The organism is Paraburkholderia dipogonis (assembly GCF_042680985.1).
Taxonomy (GTDB): domain Bacteria; phylum Pseudomonadota; class Gammaproteobacteria; order Burkholderiales; family Burkholderiaceae; genus Paraburkholderia; species Paraburkholderia phytofirmans.
Window position 1 is genome coordinate 39,686 of the sequence record NZ_JBHUFR010000006.1, and the last position, 19,672, is coordinate 59,357.

The following is a 19,672-nucleotide window of genomic DNA, read 5'->3' on the forward strand; positions in this document are numbered from 1 at the left end:
ACACAGGGAACGGCAGATGAATCTCGATCAACTCGTAGCAATCGACACTCACGTGCACGCGGAGGTGTCGTGCTGCCAGCCGCCGGATCTGTTCGGCAAGGAATTCGACGATGCCGCCGACAAGTACTTCGGCACCGTGCTGAAACTCGGCGGGCGGCCGACGATTCCCGAAACCATCGAACACTACCGCGCGCGCAAGATCGGCTTTGTGATGTTCACCGTGGATTGCGAAGCGAACCTCGGGCGGCGCCGCATTCCGAACGAGGAGATCGCCGAATTCGCGCAGAAAAACAGCGACATCATGATCGCTTTTGCCAGCATCGATCCGCACAAAGGCAAGATGGGGGTGCGCGAAGCGCGCAAGCTGATTGAAGAATACGGTGTGCGTGGTTTCAAGTTTCATCCCACGATGCAGGCTTTTTTTGCCAACGACCGGCTGGCGTATCCGCTGTACGAGCTGATCGCCGAACATCGGCTCACGGCGGTTTTTCACAGCGGCCATTCCGGCATGGGATCGGGCATGCGAGGCGGCGGCGGGCTGCGCCTGAAGTACTCGGAGCCGATTCATCTCGACGACGTCGCGGCGGATTTCCCCGACATGAACATCGTGATCGCGCATCCGTCGTGGCCGTGGCAGGAGCAGGCGTTATCGATCGCACTGCATAAGCCCAATGTCTTTATCGACTTGTCCGGCTGGTCGCCGAAGTATTTCTCGCCCGAATTGATTCGCCACGCCAACACGGTGCTGAAGCGCAAAATGCTGTTCGGTTCGGATTTTCCGTTGATTCAACCGGACCGCTGGCTGGAGGATTTCGCGCAAGTTGGTTTCAGGGAAGAGGTGCAGCCATTGATTCTCAAGCAGAACGCCATCGGCCTGCTGGGACTTCAACAAGCCGCTTGAGTTGCGTGGGAGCGGTGGTAGGGCTGATGGGGCGGGACAGGTCCACCGCGCACGGCAGAGGCGCTTCGCCGTATACAATTCGGCAGCGCCTGACTTTTTGCCCGTTTTTTTGCTCGCTTCCTGCACAACTCCGACCTGATTCCATCCATGCCGAATCCGACCCGGGCCTTCCTTCTCGGCCCGCTCCTGAAAGGCGTTTCACGCTCCTTCTATCTCACCCTGCGCGTGCTGCCCGTCGGGATGCGCGATCCGATCGGACTCGCTTACCTGCTCGCGCGCGCGGCCGACACGATTGCCGACACCTCGCTGATCTCGCCGGAACAACGTCTTGCCTTGCTGTTGTCACTGCGCGCTCAGGTGAACGGCGCAACGGACGACGCCGCGCTATTCCAGCGCATGGCCGCGGAAGTAGCGGGGCAGCAGGACCAGTCGGACGAGAAAGTGCTGCTCGAATCGCTCGGCCCCGCGCTCGATGTGTTGTCGCAACTGAGCGAATCGGATCGCAAGGCCGTGCGCGAGATCGTTTCGACGCTGACCGAAGGCATGGAGTTCGATCTTCGCACCTTCCCCGACGAACGTTCCGGTCGGATCGCGGCGCTGCGCGAATACGACGAACTCGACCGCTACACGTACCTCGTGGCAGGTTGCGTCGGCGAATTCTGGACCACGATGACTTACGCGCACATGCCCGGCACGCTTAAAGAGCGGCCCGAGACGATGGCACGGCGAGGCGTGCGCTTCGGCAAGGCGCTGCAGATGACCAACGTGCTGCGCGATTGCGGCAAGGATTTGCGGATCGGCCGCTGTTATCTGCCGCAGACCTTGCTCGACCGATATGGTCTAAGCGCGCAGGATTTGCTGGTGCCGGCCAATTCGCTGCGTGCCCGGCCTTTGATGGTCGAGCTTTTGCGCAAAACCCTCGATCATTTCCGTGAGGCCCTCGATTACACGTTGGCGATTTCCGCATTTTCCGTGCGTTTGCGGCTCGCCTGTTTGTGGCCGATTCTGATCGGTCTGGAAACGCTGCTCCTGCTCGTGGACAACGATGCCTGGCTCGATCCGCAGAAAGTGTCGAAAGTGCGGCGTAATAGGGTGTATCAGATCATCGCGTCGTCGCTGCTGCTGGTGCCTTCGAATGGACTGGTGCGCAATGCCATCGAACAGCGAATCAGGCAAATCGAAGCCCGCCTTTGAGCGTCGCGAACAAGCAGACCTGATTTAATCTGCATCATGGAATAGCCATCGATCGGGAAACCCCTAGCACCCTGTATCCATGGTTCGCGTTAGTCTCTTCCAAAGAGGAGGCGAACCATGAGACAAGCGTTCAATATTGCCGTAGTGCTGTTGCTCGGCTATCTGATGGCAGATAGAGCGCTGATGCGCGCGCAAGCGGGCGAGATGGGGACAATAACGTGTCACCAGGGCGCGGAGATGGTCAAATCGAACGCGCTGAAGAAAGGCTTCGGAGACATCGGAGCCAGCAGCCAGGGCGAGAATTTTCTATCGAGCTGTCTCGTCACTGGGCGCGGTCAAGTGGGCGATCTCATCGCACGGGACTGACGTGGCCCGCGGGCCTATTATATGAAACCGGCCTCGGTCCGCCAATGCGGGCTCCCTTCCGAAACTGACAAAGGCGCTGCAGAACGGCGACGCCAATAAAAAGCGCCCGGACCATGAAGGGTCCAGGCGAAGCCATCGGGAGCCCGATGACGGAGGTAACCAATGGACCACTGGCCCGCGATCGGAGATACCGGTCGCGGGCCAGTTCGTTTGAATCATTGCGCACCGGTTACTGGTGCGCCAGGCGGTTGATCGTCGCACAAGAACGCTTCGTGCGTGTGCCGCTCAACTCGCCGGACAACTGGTTGCGGTCGGGTTACGCGCTGATTGCCGCGCGGCTACTGCTTAGTGACCGAAATAAACCGATTGCGGACCATTCGCGAGAACCGGGCGGCCCGCTTGAGAGGTGCTGCTCACCGCGCCACCGTAACCACTTTCCGCGGCCTGTGCGGTACCGTTTTCACGAGCGACACGAGCTTGTGCGGCCTGAATGTCGGCTGGGTAGTACGGATCGGCGAGGCCGGGTTGATAGCCTGCTTTTTCGAGTTGAATCAGTTCGGCGCGCACTTGGGCGCGGGTGACGGGCTGGTTGGACTGCGCAAACGAAGCAACGGGAGCGGCCAGCACAGCAGCGATAACAACAGCTTGAATGAGCGATTTCATGATGAACTACCTCCAATTCGGTTTTTATCTTGCTACGAACGTTGTTGTTCGTATTCAGTGATTGCATTGTAGTTTTGCGGCCTGGAGAGAGTAATCACCGTTTGAGGTAATGTTTGTTGTCGAATTTGAGACAAACGACGGATTCCGGAGGCGAGATACGCGCGACGCAGCACGCGTCGAGCGGTTGTCTCGTCGCGTGCTGCGCCTCGTCAGTGAACGAATCGTCATCAACTGCCCGAGAAAATTGGACCCTGTCCACCCGGCGTGAATTGCTGGAATGCCTCGCTGTGCGACGGAGCCGGCGACGCTTGTGGCCGCGCCGCTGAAGCCGTGGCGGGCTCGCGCAGCGTGAGCGCGCTGTCAGGCGTGATGGGCACGCTGGGCTTGGCGAGCAGTTCGGTCTTTCGCATCGATCCCACCGATGTGCCGAAGTAATAGCCGATGATGCTGATCCACGCCGTACCCAATGCGCCGACGATCACGTTGACGAGATCCTTGTTCGTGCCCGGCAGCGGCTGGAAGGCCATGAGCAGTAGAATGCCGAAGAAGCCGGCGGTGACCGCCATCGCGAGGACTTTGGGCACCCAGTCCTTATTGCTGATTCCCATTGCGCGCGCGTCGGCCTGATCGGCGGCCTGGATGCGCGCCATATCGCTTTCATGCGCGAGGCTCGCCTGGGCGGCCGTGACCATCAACTGTTGCAACTGCAACGAGTTCGCACTCTCGGCTTGCCGCACCTTCTCGAGTGCGCTGGGATCGTTCAACGCAAGTTCCACGACGCTCGGATCGCTCGGCGTGCCGAGCGCATGCGAAATGATCGCGGCGGCGGCGGTCACGCCCACGCCGATCGGACCACCCACGAGGCCGGCGAGAAGCGGTGCGCTCCCGCCGATGTTCGAGGCTACTTTAGACCAGTCCATCATGCTGCTCCCAGGAGAAGATTAGCGGCCATTCTTTCGGTCCATCCACGGCTGAAATTGGGCCATGCGTGCAGGTTGCGCAGGTAACGCAAGCGATAAGCGGCGAAGCGCATGACAAACTTCAGCGCGTCCGCGTTCTTCACCGCATCGAGTGTGTCCGGGCCGAATTTGCCGTCTTCTTTCGCACCGGAAGCTTTTTGCATCCACAACACCACCAGGCCGCCGTTGTAATTGGCGTCGAAGATCTGGAAGGCAACGCGCGGGTCGAGCTCGTCGAGATGCAGCGGGTCCCAGTACTTCTGTTTGGCGATCTGTCTGGCAGTATCCAGCGGCAGGTCTTTCATGGCGCCGGCATAGCCCGCGCTGCGTGCCACGCGCGCCGTGACGCCCCACATGGTTTCACCGCCAGGGTCGTGCGGATTGAAGGAGTAACCGCCTTCACTGCCAATCAGAGCCCTGAACGCATCTTCGAAATTGTCCATCGAACATCTCCTCTTCAACCAGATGTATTACGGCAACGGGTAAGTACTGCGGGACTAAGCTATCTGCATGGCCGCGTATTCGTTACGCGGTTTGCAACGCAAGCGAGGCGGGCGGATTCGAAACAGGCCTGACTCCGTCATTAGGCTTCGACGCGTCTGGGCGATTGCCTCCCTGCGCCGCTCTGGCAAGCCGCGCCAGATGACTTTCGCGCACCGACAAAGTCCCCGCATCGAGTTGCAACGCTTGAGCGAATTTGCGCGAGGCGCCGGACCGATCGCCTTTGCGATCCAGTGCCCGGCCCCATTCCGCGTAAGAGGGCGCGAGATCCGGGCGCAGTGCGACGGCGCGCGAGAGCTTTTCGATTGCTTCGTCATAGCGGCCGACAGTGACGAGCGCTTCGCCCCAATCGTGCAGGTTGTCGACCGAGTCGGGCTTCATCTTGTCGGCCTGCTTGAATGCATCGAGCGCTTCGGCATAGCGGTTCGCATGTAACAGCACGTCGCCGAGAAGTCGCAGATTTTCCGCCGTCTTCGATTTCTCGCTTGCGCCGGCTCGCAAGGCGTCGAGTGCGTCGTCGATGCGATGCTGCTGTTCGAGTGCAATGCCAAGGCTTGCGTGCAGCACCGCTGAATGCTGGTACACGGTCAGCGCTTCGCGAGTCTGCTGCTCGGCTTCTTTCGACAGCCCCTGATTGGCAAGCAGCCACGCTTTGCCGGCGAGCGCCCATTCGCCTTGCTCGGAGGCGGGCAGTGCGAGCACTTCGTCGTAGATCGCGACGATCTCGCCGTAGTCGCAGTGCGCGAGCGAACACTTGGTTTTCTGCACTTGCGAGTAGAGATGACTGGCGAGAATATTCGGCTCCGCAAGACGCATGGCTTTGACTGCAATGTCGTGCACGAACTTTTCCAGATCGCGTCCTTCGAACGACACCGTGCTTTCGCGCGAATTAAACGGACCGCCTTCAATCTGCACATGCGCCACGTAGGAGTCCGCGCTGTCGTTGACCTTCGTGATGCCGACATGAACGACCACGTCCGTGCGTTTGATGACGCCTTTAATGAAGCGCACGGTGGTTGCATACGACATCTCCTGACCGGGGATCTGAATGTCCGGTTGTGCGTCGTTGTCCGTCAGGGTGTCGTGCGGAATCGACTCGGCGTCCTGACCGATCGCTCGCATCGAAGACATGATGCGTTCCGCGAGAAAGTTCGACGTATAACCGCGTTCCACCAGCGATTGCGGCGTTTCGACGGGCGGCACCAGTAATTGCCGCGTGAGTACGCCGCGCACGACGAGGCAGAAAAAACCGATGGTGAGAACCGCGAACACCCACGGCAGTACATACGGCCACAATTGTTTCGGGCCTCGTCCGATGAAGCCGGCGGTCCGCAACCCGAACGGCACGAATCCCGCCGAGAAGTCGCGCTTTGCCACATGACGCTTTGAACGGGCATCCGCGCAAAAAGGCCGGCTTCGCCAATTCACTGGCCGACGTTGGCTCTGCACACTCGACATGACGCACCTCGATTTCAACGGATGTTGGTAAGTGCACGACTGGGTGACGTCAATTACGCATCGACCGTGCCATTGCGCACAGTGCCTTATACGACGGGCGTGTAGGGGACTGCGGTGCAGGAGCGCGCGCAATTGTGTTGCGTGGAGGCCAACGAATGTTGCGCGTGAGTTTGCCGGCGGGAGACAGGCGGCGTGGAGAGGGCGGGAAATGAGGTGTTTCGATGGGACGCCGTATCCGTCCTGTCGGGCGACAGGACGGATACGATGTCATGCGTGCAACGAAGCCGGCAGCGAACTATTCAATTACGCACTGGCTTCCGTGCCGCGGCGCAGTTCAGTTGCCTCCCTTGAACAGTTCTTGCAAGCGCGCTGATTCACCGCTTTTCTGCGATTGAATGAGCTGCTGGTAGACGTCCGCACGCGTGAGTCCTTGTGCTTTGACCGGACCGCCGGACATCGAAGTTGTGGAGGGTTGGCCGCCCACCGCGTCGGCCGCTGTCGGCTGAGCTTGCGCCGTACTCTCCGTGGCGGCGTCCTGAGCGTGCGCTTGCCACGTGAACGCGCAAAGCAGTCCGCCTGCGATGATCAGAGCCTTCTTCATGTCCCTCTCCTTCAAACTCCTGGCGCCGCCCTCGCGGCACCACATTGCGGAAGTTCCGCCAGGATTGCACGCAAGACATGCGGACAATCAGGCGGGACACAGGGCGGAGACGATCGCCGGCTTCCTTGTCGAATTCCGCGCAGCGCACCAGAGAGGTGCGTTATCGAAATACTTCGTATTGCAAGGAAAGGTGCGCGCTGAGGCTTTATTGTTCGGCGACGATTCAGAGAGTCGGACTTGCCTCCACCATGTCAAGGAGACGGATGGGTTGCATTCAAATTCAAGTATTAATCAGCCATCCTGAATGCGCGGAGGGCTCGTTGCTTAAAAAATCCAACGGGGTTAATTTGGCCTTACTGGTGTCTTTCATTTGGCCGAAAAAGAAAATGCCGTTCAGTCTGTGACTGAACGGCATTCTTTTCAACGTGACCTGCTACGCGGCTAATGGAGCTCGCTCAAACCGCAGCCGGCCGCCACTTCAACAGCCGCTGTTCGACCGCAGTCAACAGATAGTCCGCTGCCAGTGCGACTACGGCCAACACAATCATCGCGGCGAACACACCGCTTGCGTTAAACGCGCCTTGCGCAGTCGAGATCAACAGTCCGATACCTTGCTTCGAGCCGAGGAACTCGCCCACCACCGCACCGACCAGCGCAAACCCGAAGCTCACGTGCAAGCTCGCGAGAATCCAGCTCAATGCCGACGGGATCACCACCGAGGTCGTTACCTGACGGCGCGACGCGCCGAGAATCTGCGCATTCGCGATCATGTAGCGATCCGCTTCACGCACACCCTGGAACGCGTTGGCGAACACGACGAAGAACACCATCACCACCGCCAGCGCCACCTTCGACGCCATGCCCAAACCCAGCGCAATCACGAACACCGAACCGAGCACCACGCGCGGAATCGAGTTGGCGATCTTGATGTAGAGACTGAAGACGTCGGAGAGCAGCTTGTTGCGGCCGAGCACGATGCCGCAGAACACACCGGCGACCGAACCGATAATGAAACCGAGCCCGGTTTCTTCGAGCGTGACCCACACTTGCGTAAGCAGCGGACCTTGCGAGGTGCCGTTCACGAACCAGTCGATGATCTGTTCGAAAATCGCGCTCGGCATCGAGAAGAAGAACGGGTCGATCCACTTCAGGCGCGCGGACAGTTCCCACCCGCCTAGTACGACCACCAGCACGACGATGCGCAGCGAGATCACCAGCGCGTGACGCTGCCGGATGCGTTTTTGCGCTACACGTTCGACGTGGGCGAGCGATGCGGCGTCGATGCCCGAGGGCATCATTTGTTGAGGGGTAGTAGACATATTTGCCGTTCCTTGATTAACCGATCTGCACTTCTTCGCGCAGGTCGTGCCAGATGTCGCGCGAAATTTCGATGAAACGCGGCTCGTAGCGAATCTCCGAGGTGACCCGCGGACGCGGCAGATCGATTTCGTACACTTTCTTCAGCGTCGCCGGGCGCGCGGTCAGCACGAATACACGGTCGGCGAGCGCAATCGCTTCTTCCAGATCGTGCGTGACGAACACCACCGAGCCGGCGCCGCCCCACAGCTGCAGCAGTTCGTCCTGCATCAGCGTGCGGGTTTGCATGTCGAGCGCCGAGAACGGCTCGTCCATCAGCAGGATTTCCGGCTTGTTGATGAAGGTCTGCGCGAGCGCCACGCGCTTTCTCATGCCGCCGGACAGTTGATGCGGATAGTGCTTGCCGAATTTGTCGAGGCCCACACGACGCAGCCATTCGTTGGCTTCGTCGTACGCGGCGGATTTGGAACGGCCGCGATACAGCGGACCGGCCGCCACGTTGTCGAGCACCGAGCGCCACGGGAACACCGCGTCGGCCTGAAATACGAAACCGATACGTGGATCGATGCCGTCTACCGGCGCGCCCATCACGCGTACTTCGCCCGTGGTGGGTTTCAGCAAGCCGGTAATCATGCTGAGCGTGGTGGACTTGCCGCAACCCGTGGGCCCGACCACCGCGACGAATTCGCCGCGCGCCACCGACATGCTGAAGTCGCGCAACGCGATGGTCGCCTTGCCATCAGGAGAAATGAAACGGCACGACACGTTGCGCATTTCGATCGCTGGCGTATCGCGTGACAAAGGTTGATTCATCGGCTGGTGCCTCGCTGTTCTCGTGATAGTGATAAGGGCGTTACTTCGCGGCGGTCTTGACCGGTGCCGACAGGTAGTCGTTGGTGTAAGTCTTCGCGAGGTCGATATGCTTGCCCTTCACCGAAGGATTGAACGCCGACAGCACCTTCAGCACGGTATCCGGGCCGTCGGCGGGCATCTTGCCGTCCTTCGTGAACATGGGCAGCGATGCCTTCAGCGCGCCGACATACAGGTCCTTGTTGTTGCCGTAGTAGTCCTTCGGCATCTTCGCGGCGATCTCTTCGGCGCTATGCGTCGCGATGAAATTCAGCGTCTTTGCGAAAGCATGCGAGAGCTTCGCGGCGTCGTCCTTGTGCGATTCCGCCCACGCGCGCTGAACGTAGAAGCTCGAAGCCGGATAGGTACCGCCGAGCGCGGCGCGCGTGCCTTCCAGCGTGCGCATGTCGACCAGCACCTTGGCGTCGCCGGTCTTCAGCAGCTGTGAGACGGTCGGCTCGGTCGTCATGCCCGCGTCGATACGGCTCTGCTTGATGGCCGCGATAAAGCTGTTGTCCGCGCCAACCGGCAGCAGCGTGTATTGCGTGGACGGTACGCCGGCACGTTGCGCGAGGTATTGCGTGAGGAAGCTGGTCGACGAACCGAGCCCCGTCACGCCAAGCGTTTTGCCCTTCGAGTCGGCCATGCTCTTGAAGCTATCGGCGGCCTTGGTGGAGACCATTTCCACTTCACCCGGCACCTGACCGAAGATCACCAGCGCCTGGATCTCCTTGCCCTTGCTTTGCAGGTCGATGGTGTGGTCGTAGAAGCCCACCACGCCTTGCACCGCGCCCGCGAGCAGTTCGTTTTCCGCGTCGACGCCGGCCGGCTGCGAGAGGATCTCGACGTCGAGGCCTTCGTCCTTGAAGTAGCCGAGTTGCTCCGTCAGCTTGGCGGGCAGGTAGATGATCTTGGTGGCGCCGCCGACCATGATCGTGAGCTTTTCCGCGTGAGCGGCGGCCGAAGCGGCGGCAAGGGTAAACGCAACACCTGACACAGCGGCAATCTGGCGCAAGGTACGCATGAAGCAGTCTCCTTAGGTTTGGTCGCCGCTGGGTGTTCATGCGGCGCTTTCTGGGTGAATGACGGCGATTATAGAAATCGGAAACCTTCTGGCAGCTTTCGGGGGCATCGACAAATCATGGGTGTTAACCCGCAGCTCTTTGTCGACCCTGCCGAAAACGTCGCGACGTATCCCGCACACCACACAGCACGCGCGCAAAGCCCTTGTTTTACGGCACAATCGACGGCCTGACTTTTGCCGTTCCCGCCATGAAGCTGCTGCTCATCGAAGACAACCCCACGCTGGCGCACTGGCTCGCGAAGATGCTGGAGCAGGAGGCGTTCGCGCTCGACGCGGTGCAGGACGGCGACGCCGCCGACCAGCTGCTGCGCACCAATCACTACGACGTGATCCTGCTCGACCTGAATTTGCCCAAGCTGTCAGGCAAGAATGTGCTGCGGCGACTGCGTCAGCGTGGCGACGCGACGCCGGTGCTGATTCTGACGGCGAGCGGTTCGATCGACGAAAAAGTGGAGTTGCTCGGCGCCGGCGCGGACGATTACCTGGTCAAGCCGTTCGAAGTGCGCGAGTTGATCGCGCGGATCAAGGTGGCGATCCGCAGGCAGTCGCCCTCCAAGGCGAGCGAAGTGGTGTGCGGCGATCTCACGTTCGACATCGACACGCGGCAGTTCACGCTGAAGGGCGCGCCGCTGAACGTCACGCCACGCGAGCGCTCGGTGCTCGAAACGTTGATCCTGCGTCTGGGCAAAACCGTGACGAAGCCGGCGCTGGTCGACGCGATCTTCACGCTCGCCGACGAACCGAGTGAAGACGCTGTCGAAATCTACATCTCGCGTCTGCGCAAGAAACTCGACGGCAGTTCGGCGGCGATCGTCACGCTGCGCGGGCTCGGTTATCTGCTGCGCAAGAAAGAAGATGACCAATAGTCTGCGCATGCGCCTGCTGTGGTGGCTGCTGGTGCCACTCGCGTTGTACGTATTCGTGACCGGCAAGGCCGAGTACGACAATGCGAGACGTACGGCGGATCTGGTGCAGGACAACCAACTGATTTCGTCGGCGCGCATGATCGCGGGCGAAGTGGAATGGGTGGATGGCTTCCTGCGCGTGGATGTGCCGCCCGCCGCGCTCGAAGTATTCGTGTCGCCCTACCGCGATCAGGTGTTCTACAGCGTGCAGGTCGACGACGGACGCCTGCTCGCCGGAATACCCGATTTCCCGGCGCGTCCGGTGCGGACGCCCGATACGCCGGATCACTACGACACCCGTCTGCAAGGCCACGATGTGCGGGCGGTCGGCCTCGTGCGTCTCATGTACGACAACGGTGCGACGCGCCGCGTGCGCGTGACGGTCGGCAAAACCGTGCGCTCGCGTGACGCCATGGCCCAGCAATTGTGGCAACCGCAACTCGTGCGGCAGATCGAGATGATCGTGTTGGCGGTCGCGTTGGTGTGCATCGGCCTCACGTTCGAGTTACGGCCGCTGATGAAAGTGAAAGAGGAGGTAGCGGATCGCGACCCTATGCAACTGGAGCCGATTCGCGTCGAGCGTCTGCATACCGAGTTGCGGCCGATCGTGGAAGCCATCAATCAATGCATCGCGCGGCTCGGCGTGCAGGTGGCCGCGCAACGCCGCTTTATCGCCGATGCCGCGCATCAGTTGCGCACGCCGCTGACTTTGCTCGGCACGCAATTGCAGTTCGCGCGGCAACAGGACGGCTTGAACCCGGCGCTCGACGAAGCACTGGCCGCCATGCATCGCAGTAACCGTTCGATGGTGGGTCTCACGAACAAGCTGCTTCTGCTCGCGCAAGCCGAGGCGGCCGACAACACGCAACTCGCCGTGGAAACGGTGGACCTGGTGCCGCTCGCATTGGAAGTCGTGGAAGACCTCGCGTTGCTCGCGCAGGCCAGAGACATCGATCTAGGCGCCGAGCTGAACGGTGCCGCGCCGGTGGCGGGGCATCGCGGGCTATTGCAGGCGTTGATTGCCAATCTCGCGGAGAACGCGATCCGCTATACGGGCAGCGGCGGTCATGTCACCGTGGGCGTGAGCGCCGACGCCGATACGGTCACCGTAAGCGTGCTGGACGATGGCCCCGGCATTCCGGCCGAATCGCGCGGCCGCGTGTTCGAGCCGTTCTTCCGGGCGTCGGCGGATACGGAGGGCACCGGCCTGGGCCTTGCCATCGTGCGTGAAATCGCGGACGCTCATCACGGCGAGATCGCGCTCAAGCCGGGCGAGGGCGGCAAGGGCGTGCACATCAGCGTGGTGTTTCCGCGAGCCGCGGCAGAGCGTTTTAAGGCCGGTTGAAGCCGCTATTTCATCGCGACTCAGGACAAACCCGCAATCAGGGCCGCAAAGGCGTTGGCGAAAGCTTTGAGAAGGATTCGCGCGCCTAGAATTTTTGCAGGCGATCCTTCAGGCGCCGACCGCGGATGCGGAAAAACAACGGAGACATCCTCACCATGCCTCATGCTGTGACGCGCGTTGCGCGCGCCCTCCATGCCGCCGTCGCGGCGTCGCTCACGATCTTCCTGCTCGCCCAGCCGGCCGCGCCCGCGCGGGCGGATTCGCCCGAAAAAATCGTCATCATGGTGGGCGGCATTACCAAGCTCATCTATCTGCCCGCACGCCTGACCGAACAGCTCGGATACTTCAAGGCGGAAGGACTCGACGTTGAACTGCAATCGCAGCCGGCAGGCGTCGATGCGGAAAACGAACTGCTCGCGGGCGGTGTGCAGGCCGTGGTCGGCTTCTACGATCACGCGATCGATCTGCAAGCCAAAGGTAAGGAAATCAAGGCGATCGTGGTGTTCGGCCAGGTGCCCGGCGAAGTGGAGATGGTCGCGACCAAGGCGGCCGATTCGATCAGAAGCATGGCCGACGTGAAGGGTAAAACGCTCGGCGTGACAGGGCTCGGTTCTTCGACCAACTTTCTCACGCAGTACCTCGCCAGCCTCAAAGGCGTGCCGCGTTCACAGTACACTGTGCTGCCGGTGGGCGCGGACAACAGCTTTATCGCCGCAATCCGGCAAGGCCGTATCGACGCGGGTATGACCACCGAGCCGACGGTCTCGCAACTGCTCAAATCCGGCGACGCCAGGGTGCTGGTGGACATGCGTAATGTCGAAGGTACGCGCGCCGTGCTCGGTGGAACTTATCCGGCCTCAAGCCTGTATGTGCAAAGCGCGTGGCTCGACACGCACCCGCAGGAGGCGGCCAAACTGGCGCGCGCATTTGTGAAGACGTTGCGATACCTGAGTACACACAGCGCCGAAGAGATCGCCGCGCAGATGCCGAAAGACTACATCGGCAATGACAAGTCGCTCTATGTGAGCGCACTGAAGGCCTCGCTGGCGATGTACACCGCCGACGGCAAAATGCCCGCCGACGGGCCGGAAACGGTGCTCAAGGTGCTGGCGGGTTTTAACCCTTCGGTGAAGGATCGTCATATCGATCTGTCGAGGACCTTCACCAATCAGTTCGTCAATGAAGTGAAGCCGTAGTACGGAAGCCGGTCGCTTCTCTCTCGACGAGGCGCGCCGGCATCCTTTAGAGAGGGACGACGCATCGTGTTTTCAGCCAGCTTGCGCGGACGCTTGCTGTGGTGGCTGCTGCTGCCACTCGCGGCGTTCGTTTCCATTTCCGGCGTGATTTCGTATCGCAACGCGCAGACCACGGCGGACCTCGTGCAGGACAATGCGCTGCTCTCGTCTATGCGCATCATCGGCGAGGATATCGATTGGGATAACGGCAATGTCTCGATCCAGATTCCGCCGGCTGCGCTTGAACTGTTCGAGTCGCCGGAACAGGACAGCGTGTTCTATCGCGTCGAGGCGAGCGGCCACCGCCTGGTGGCCGGCAGCCTGGAGTTGCCGCTGCCGCCGCACACCGGCGACAACCCGACGCTCTATGTGACCCGTCTTGAAGACGGCCGCACCGTGCGCGCCGTCGCCTACGTCCGGCAGCTTTACGACACGGGACGCACGGAAGAAGTCATTGTCGCGGTTGCGAAAACCGAGGGCTCGCGAGATGCGATGGTGTGGCGCCTGCTGCGTCCACAGTTATTCGGCGAGGTTCTCACGCTCGTGCTCGCAATGGTGTTCGTGTACCTCGGATTGACATTCGAGTTGCGTCCCCTGATGAAAGTGAAAGACGACGTCGCCGATCGCAATCCGTCGCAGCTACAGCCAATACGTGTGGCGCGCTTGCATGTCGAACTGAGACCGATTGTCGATGCAATCAACCAGTGCATCGCGCGCATGGGTCAGCAGGCGGCGACTCAGCGGCAATTCATTTCCGATGCCGCGCATCAGATGCGCACGCCGCTCACGCTGCTGGTGGCGCAAATCCAGTTCGCGAGGCAACGGGAAAACCGCGACGCACCGCTCGCCGAAGCGCTGGCAGGCATGCACAAGAGCAGCCGCAAGCTGACCACCTTGACCGACAAACTTCTGCTGCTCGCGCAGGCCGAGTCCGCCGCGCCCGCCAGTGCGTGCGAACGCGTCGATCTCAGTGCGTTGATCGCGGGTGTGCTGGAGGAGTTGATCGCATTCGCGCAGTCTCGTGAAATCGATCTGGGTGCCGAGCTGGAAGACGGAATGATCGTGACTGGCGACGAGGCATTGACTGCGGCGCTCGTCACCAATCTTGTCGACAACGCGCTGCGTTATACCCAGGCCGGCGGCCGAGTCACCGTGCAGACCGCCCGTCGTCATGACATGGCCGTCGTGCGTGTGATCGACAATGGACCGGGTATCAAGCCCGACGCGCGGGCGAGAGTGTTCGAACGCTTCTATCGCGCGTCGAGTCATGCAGACGGCACCGGCCTCGGCCTGCCGATCGTGCGCGAGATTGCCCATCGCCAGGGCGGCACTGTCACGCTCGAATCCGGCGAGGATGGTGTTGGGCTCGTTGCCACGGTGGTCATGCGAATCTGGACCGCAACATGATGCGCGATTGCACAAAGGAAGAGCGATGAAACTGCTGCTCGTAGAAGACGATGCGGACCTGGCGCGCTGGGTGATGAACCTGATGCAGGTCGAGCACTTTGTGATCGACTGGGCACAGAACGGCGAACAGGCCGAGACGCTGCTTGGCCTGCAATGCTACGACGCAGTGTTGCTCGATTTGCGCCTGCCCGGCATCGGCGGCAAGGACGTGCTCGCGCGGTTGCGCCGCAAACGCGACAATGTCCCGGTGCTTATGCTCACTGCGAATGGCTCGACCGACGACAAGGTGGCCTGCTTCTCCGCCGGCGCCGACGACTACGTCGTCAAGCCCTTCGACGCACGCGAACTCGTAGCGCGCATCAAAGCGTTGATCCGCCGTCAGGCGGGCGGCGACAAAGGTCAGTCGATCGAGTGCGGCGACTTGCGTTATCTGTTCGACTCGCGTGAATTCATGCTGCAAAACGAGCCTTTGCCGTTGCGCCGCCGCGAACATGCCATTCTCGAGACGTTGATGCTGAAACAGGGCAAGACAGTCTCCAAGGCGACGTTGATGGACAAAGTCTTCACACTCGACGACGAACCCAGCGCGGACGCAATCGATATCTATATCCACCGTCTGCGCAAACATCTCGCGGCGTCGAGCGCGAAGATCATGACGTTGCGCGGACTCGGCTATATCCTGCGTGAAGAAGAGCCTCGCGAAGCGTTTGCTGCCGCGTTGTAGCGGCTCAGGGCGAATCGAATCGCCTGACTGTACGTTGTCAATCCCGTTGCCTTTAGTGTTTTCACCGACGTTTGCCCCGTGCCCGCGAAAGAGGCGTGAAGGGTTGGTCTGACTATCCTCGGTTCTGCCACTCAAGAGGAAATCAGATCAATTCAACGCAGCAGGTTCGGAGGAGACATCGATGAGAATGTCCAGGTTGTTGCTGGTGGCAAGCGCTGGGGCATTGGCAATGGAGAGCGCTCATGCGCAATCGAACGTACAGCTTTATGGCTTGATGGATCTGAGCGCGGTGTCCTATCAGACCAATGCTAATGCAGACGGCAAGCGCTTCGCTGAATACGGAAGAAGGCGGTTGGACCAATACCAACAACTTCAAACAAATGATTTTCTGCGCCGGCAGTGCGACCGGCACGCGTCACGAAAACGGCCTCGTCTGGAAGAAGCTCTTCAACAACGGGATTTTTGCAGCAGCCGGACACGCATTCGGCGACAAGACGAGCTTTGGCAACAACGTAACCTACACCGGCGCGCTTGGCTATAACGGCGGTCCGTTCAACGTGTCCGCGTTCTACAACCACGTGAACAACAACGGCTTCACCCACAAGGCGTACTCGATTGGCGGCAACTACACGTACAGCATCTTTCGCGTGAACGCCGGCTACTTCCGCTACACCGGCGATCAGGGTGCGCTGGGCGAACGCCGTGACAATGCGTGGACCGTGTCGTTCAAGCTGGCGCCGAACGGGCCGCTCGACTACGAAATCGGCTATCAGCAGATGCATGCCTCGAATGCCGCATTCGAGGACAACGGCAGCATCGCCAATGCCAACCTCGGCTTCAATCCGGATACGGGAACCGGCAGCGGTTACAAGGAAACGTTGTACGGCTCGGTGTTCTATCACTTTTCCAAGCGCACGGAAATGTACGTGGCCGGCGACTACATGAAGCTGCACAGAGGCTATGTCATCGCATCGACCTTCGGCGCGAAGAACCAGTTGGAACTGACGACGGGCATTCGCACGCGTTTCTAAGTGTTGCTTCCGGCAACCGCCGCCGATGCCGTGCGGCGGTTGCGTTTGCGCAGGTAACTCACGTAAGGCTTCCTTAAGCTTCTCCATTGCATAGTCGGCGCACTGGCTTAGCAGGAGCGCCCCCGCTCGAAGCGTCGAAGAGGGTGTTCATCAAAATGGAGAACGAGCGTGACGGAAACGTCGAACTATCGCGTTGTTCTGGCGAACAACAAAGTGCCCGAGGCGACGGTCGTCTTCTGGGCGATCAAGATTCTTGCGACCACGGTCGGCGAAACCGGCGCGGACTATCTGGCCGTCCACGTGGGTCTCGGCACTACGCTGACGGACACGATCATGGCGGTGCTGCTGATAGCCGTGCTGGTCGTGCAAGTCCGCATGAACAAATACGTGCCGTGGATCTACTGGCTGACGGTGGTTCTGGTCAGCGTGGTCGGCACGCAGATCACCGATGCACTAACGGACAAGCTCGGTGTCAGTCTGTACGCCAGCACGACCGTATTCGGCCTGGCTCTCGCTCTGGTTTTCGCGCTCTGGTATATCAGCGAACGAACGCTCTCGATTCACACCATTTATACGACACGCAGAGAGCTTTTCTATTGGGCTGCGGTCTTGGTCACGTTCGCATTGGGCACGGCGGCTGGCGACCTCGCAACAGAAGCGCTGGGACTCGGCTTTGTCATCGGCGTGATTGCATTCGGTACGTTGATTGTTCTGGTGAGTTCGATCTATTACGCCGGTGGCAATCCGGTACTGACTTTCTGGCTGGCCTACATTCTGACGCGGCCATTGGGCGCCTCGCTCGGCGACATGCTTTCGCAACCGCGCGAGTATGGCGGTTTTGGACTCGGCACCGTCAACACAAGCGCGCTATTTCTCGGTGCAATCGTAGCGTTGGTGATTGCTGCCAGTGTAATCGAACAGCGTGCGGCGCGCCCGAGCGCCGCACACGAGTCCTGAGTTTGCGCAGTTCAGCAAGCTGCTCGCGTTGTCCCTTTCAACCCAATACCCGATCCAAAGGAAGGCCACCATCATGAATCAACACGTTCTTCGCAAAGCCGTCATCGCTTCGTTCATCGCGCTCTCTGCGCTCGGTGTCGGACATATCGATGCTGGCCGAATTAGTCTGTTGTCAGCCAATGCCGCGGAACCGGGCAAGTCATCGAAGCTCGGCGACCTCGCGCCGTTTCGCAAGATCGCGGCGGACACCGCGACCCTGGTCGACAAAGGTGATCTGGCGGGCGGCAAGGCGCGCATCAAGGACCTCGAACTCGCGTGGGACGACGCCGAGCCGTCGCTGAAGCCGCGCGCCGCAGCGGATTGGCATACGGTCGATAAAGCAATCGATCGCGCGCTGAGCGCGTTGCGCGCGAGTGCGCCGAGTGCAGTGGAATGCAAACAGTCGCTCGCCGATCTCATGGCGGTCATGGATCGCATGAGCGGTAAAGTTTGATGCGGAAGCGCTGCGCGATTGTGGAGCCGGGCCGTTAGAAAGCGCGGCACTTGCCTGTCGTTACGGGAGTCGAACGAATTAAACCGTATTAATCAAACGTTCGAAATCTCCGGGCCGTGCAGAGGAAGGCGTTCATGCACCTGTTCCAGCACGCCCGTCTTCTTCCACGCCATGTACCGAAGATAGCAAGTCTGTTGCGGCGGGAAAGTCGCTGGAAGTCTGTGCCATTTTTCCTTTCGTTGCTGCAACCAGAGTATCGCGTTGAGGATATCGCGATCGCTGCGGCGAGGCCGTCCACGTGTTGACGAAAGCACGGGGAAAAGACTTTGGACGCGGGCCCAATCGGCGTCTGAAAGCGGGATTTCTAGCATCGAATTGGTCTGAGTACTGTGTGGGAGTTGGTATTCTTTACGTGCTACGGTTGGCGTTGATACTAGTCAATCTATTCCGCTCGGTCAAATTTCCCTGCTGAACGTCTTCGCGTGCAATCACGTGGCGAGCGAAGCAGCGTAACGTCACGTGAGATGCTACGTTACGCACGCATCCGCGCAAACGTTTGGCAACGCAAATCGCTCCGCCGGGGGATGTTTTCTTTTCCTCGAGAATGCCCGTGCAGCGTGGCTTTCTCATCTTCATTCCGCTGTCTTTACGCATTAAGCCGGTGTACTTGGCACGACATGTGCATACGTTAGCGGGGTTGAATCTCACGTTTGCGCCATGTACACGCTCGACTATGCACCACCCGAATCGCTTGCAAACACGTTGGACTCACACATCGACTTTGTCGCGCAGAATGACGCGGACACTTCCGGCGATGCTTCCTTGGGCCTAAGCGAATTCGAACGCCGTGTTTGCGACGGACTGCATGCGGGCGAATTCCATCTCGTGTTTCAAGGCACTTATCGCGCAGCAAGTGGTGTAGTGGCACGCCTTGAAGCGCAAGTTCGATGGATGCATCCGGATTACGGCTTGCTGTTGCCGGGCATTTTTATGATGCCGCTAGACCAGCCGATAGTTGCGCGCGAGATGGTTTCATTCGTCGTGAACAGCGTGTGCCGTGAATTGCGCGACGCTCTCGCCGCGAAGTTGCCGTTGCAGCCCATTGCGATTACGGTGCCCGCTCAAGTGGCGTTGCTCAATTCGTTCGCAGAAGAACTTGTCCGAGTGGCCGCTTCGTATGGCGTGCCGGCGTCTTTGCTTGAAATTGAAGTTACCGATGGCGTAGAAGCAGCAAAGCTACTGTCTTTGCGTACGTTGACCGAGGGTCTTCGTGAAGCCGGTGTTGGTCTTTCAATAGGCAAGTGGGGTAATGGCGCTTCGTCGATGGCATCGCTCGGGTCGCTTGATGTCGACACCGTCATTGTCGCGCGCGAGTTGATGGCCGCTGTTCCGGGCGACAAGCGTGGCGCGGCGGTGATGACCGCGATCATGGATCTGCTGCACGCACTCGATGTGCGAGTGGTGGTGAGCGGCGTCGATACGCAAGAACAGTTTCAGTGGCTGAGCCGATGGCCGGAGGCGCTGGTGCAGGGCTTGTTGTTCGAGCGTCCGCACGCAGGGTTGGCGAGGGCGTTGGCGCTACGGTGGAAGGCGTGACACACCGAGTTACGGTACGAGCCGATTCAAGTTGCACAGAAGGTAGGCGCCGTGGCGTCTGCAAAACAAGTAGTTGTGCGGCGGCA

At 60.2% G+C, this 19,672-nt stretch carries 20 protein-coding genes and 1 pseudogene; 12 read left to right on the top strand and 9 right to left on the bottom strand.

Going from position 1 to position 19,672, the window contains the following annotated elements:
• Positions 1-16 precede the first annotated feature (16 nt).
• The 3 genes from ACFSNN_RS04890 to ACFSNN_RS04900 all read left to right on the top strand — a co-directional run bounded on the left by ACFSNN_RS04890 (position 17) and on the right by ACFSNN_RS04900 (position 2,461).
• Positions 17-901, top strand: a complete 885-nt coding sequence (locus ACFSNN_RS04890) for an amidohydrolase family protein (RefSeq protein ID WP_134460559.1) — start codon at positions 17-19, stop codon at positions 899-901.
• 147 nt (positions 902-1,048) lie between these two features.
• Complete coding sequence (locus ACFSNN_RS04895; protein WP_134460556.1) at positions 1,049-2,095, top strand: phytoene/squalene synthase family protein; 1,047 nt, start codon at positions 1,049-1,051, stop codon at positions 2,093-2,095.
• Between the two features lie 117 nt (positions 2,096-2,212).
• The gene (locus tag ACFSNN_RS04900; protein WP_012425929.1) at positions 2,213-2,461 is read left to right on the top strand and encodes a hypothetical protein; all 249 of its coding nucleotides are present in this window, start codon (positions 2,213-2,215) and stop codon (positions 2,459-2,461) included.
• A gap of 345 nt (positions 2,462-2,806) precedes the next feature.
• Here the strand turns inward: ACFSNN_RS04900 and ACFSNN_RS04905 are convergent, their stop codons facing one another.
• From ACFSNN_RS04905 to ACFSNN_RS04940, 8 genes are all read right to left on the bottom strand, one after another.
• A complete protein-coding gene (locus tag ACFSNN_RS04905; RefSeq protein WP_134460553.1) occupies positions 2,807-3,124 on the bottom strand; it encodes a DUF4148 domain-containing protein in 318 nt (105 codons plus the stop codon).
• Positions 3,125-3,351: 227 nt separating this feature from the next.
• Positions 3,352-4,044, bottom strand: a complete 693-nt coding sequence (locus ACFSNN_RS04910) for a hypothetical protein (RefSeq protein ID WP_134465501.1) — start codon at positions 4,042-4,044, stop codon at positions 3,352-3,354.
• Positions 4,044-4,526: a glycoside hydrolase family 108 protein gene (locus ACFSNN_RS04915; RefSeq protein WP_012425932.1), complete on the bottom strand. Its 483-nt coding sequence runs from the start codon at positions 4,524-4,526 to the stop codon at positions 4,044-4,046. Before ACFSNN_RS04915 ends, ACFSNN_RS04910 begins: the two co-directional genes overlap by 1 nt.
• A gap of 82 nt (positions 4,527-4,608) precedes the next feature.
• Positions 4,609-6,042, bottom strand: a complete 1,434-nt coding sequence (locus ACFSNN_RS04920; protein ID WP_134460551.1) for a tetratricopeptide repeat protein — start codon at positions 6,040-6,042, stop codon at positions 4,609-4,611.
• 334 nt (positions 6,043-6,376) lie between these two features.
• Positions 6,377-6,643 carry a hypothetical protein gene (locus tag ACFSNN_RS04925; protein WP_134460548.1) on the bottom strand — a complete coding sequence of 89 codons (267 nt, stop codon included), beginning with the start codon at positions 6,641-6,643 and terminating at the stop codon, positions 6,377-6,379.
• Between the two features lie 455 nt (positions 6,644-7,098).
• Complete coding sequence (locus tag ACFSNN_RS04930) at positions 7,099-7,962, bottom strand: ABC transporter permease (RefSeq protein WP_106300182.1); 864 nt, start codon at positions 7,960-7,962, stop codon at positions 7,099-7,101.
• A gap of 16 nt (positions 7,963-7,978) precedes the next feature.
• The gene (locus tag ACFSNN_RS04935) at positions 7,979-8,773 is read right to left on the bottom strand and encodes an ABC transporter ATP-binding protein (protein ID WP_012425936.1); all 795 of its coding nucleotides are present in this window, start codon (positions 8,771-8,773) and stop codon (positions 7,979-7,981) included.
• 40 nt (positions 8,774-8,813) lie between these two features.
• On the bottom strand, positions 8,814-9,833 hold the full coding sequence (locus ACFSNN_RS04940; protein WP_134460545.1) for an ABC transporter substrate-binding protein: 1,020 nt from the start codon (positions 9,831-9,833) through the stop codon (positions 8,814-8,816).
• A gap of 248 nt (positions 9,834-10,081) precedes the next feature.
• On the opposite strand from ACFSNN_RS04940, the gene ACFSNN_RS04945 reads away from it, so the two are divergent.
• From ACFSNN_RS04945 to ACFSNN_RS04980, 8 genes and pseudogenes are all read left to right on the top strand, one after another.
• Positions 10,082-10,759, top strand: a complete 678-nt coding sequence (locus tag ACFSNN_RS04945) for a response regulator (protein WP_106301761.1) — start codon at positions 10,082-10,084, stop codon at positions 10,757-10,759.
• A complete protein-coding gene (locus ACFSNN_RS04950; RefSeq protein ID WP_134460542.1) occupies positions 10,749-12,143 on the top strand; it encodes a sensor histidine kinase in 1,395 nt (464 codons plus the stop codon). Before ACFSNN_RS04945 ends, ACFSNN_RS04950 begins: the two co-directional genes overlap by 11 nt.
• Positions 12,144-12,298: 155 nt before the next feature.
• Positions 12,299-13,339, top strand: coding sequence for an ABC transporter substrate-binding protein (locus ACFSNN_RS04955; RefSeq protein WP_134460539.1), 1,041 nt, complete (start codon positions 12,299-12,301; stop codon positions 13,337-13,339).
• A gap of 66 nt (positions 13,340-13,405) precedes the next feature.
• On the top strand, positions 13,406-14,785 hold the full coding sequence (locus ACFSNN_RS04960; protein WP_134460536.1) for a sensor histidine kinase: 1,380 nt from the start codon (positions 13,406-13,408) through the stop codon (positions 14,783-14,785).
• A 25-nt stretch (positions 14,786-14,810) separates the two neighbouring features.
• Positions 14,811-15,509 (top strand): response regulator transcription factor, encoded by a 699-nt coding sequence (locus tag ACFSNN_RS04965; RefSeq protein ID WP_134460533.1) that lies wholly within the window; start codon positions 14,811-14,813, stop codon positions 15,507-15,509.
• A 323-nt stretch (positions 15,510-15,832) separates the two neighbouring features.
• Positions 15,833-16,540: pseudogene (locus tag ACFSNN_RS04970) on the top strand (porin); the annotation flags it as partial.
• Between the two features lie 168 nt (positions 16,541-16,708).
• Positions 16,709-17,497: a COG4705 family protein gene (locus ACFSNN_RS04975; protein ID WP_134460530.1), complete on the top strand. Its 789-nt coding sequence runs from the start codon at positions 16,709-16,711 to the stop codon at positions 17,495-17,497.
• A gap of 73 nt (positions 17,498-17,570) precedes the next feature.
• Complete coding sequence (locus ACFSNN_RS04980; protein ID WP_134460527.1) at positions 17,571-17,990, top strand: histidine kinase; 420 nt, start codon at positions 17,571-17,573, stop codon at positions 17,988-17,990.
• Positions 17,991-18,082: 92 nt separating this feature from the next.
• Here the strand turns inward: ACFSNN_RS04980 and ACFSNN_RS04985 are convergent, their stop codons facing one another.
• The gene (locus ACFSNN_RS04985) at positions 18,083-18,361 is read right to left on the bottom strand and encodes a transposase (RefSeq protein ID WP_134460524.1); all 279 of its coding nucleotides are present in this window, start codon (positions 18,359-18,361) and stop codon (positions 18,083-18,085) included.
• A gap of 346 nt (positions 18,362-18,707) precedes the next feature.
• Between ACFSNN_RS04985 and ACFSNN_RS04990 the strand changes: the two genes are divergently transcribed.
• Entirely contained in the window at positions 18,708-19,586 is an 879-nt protein-coding gene (locus ACFSNN_RS04990) for an EAL domain-containing protein (protein WP_134460521.1), read from the top strand.
• The last annotated feature ends 86 nt before the right edge of the window (positions 19,587-19,672 follow it).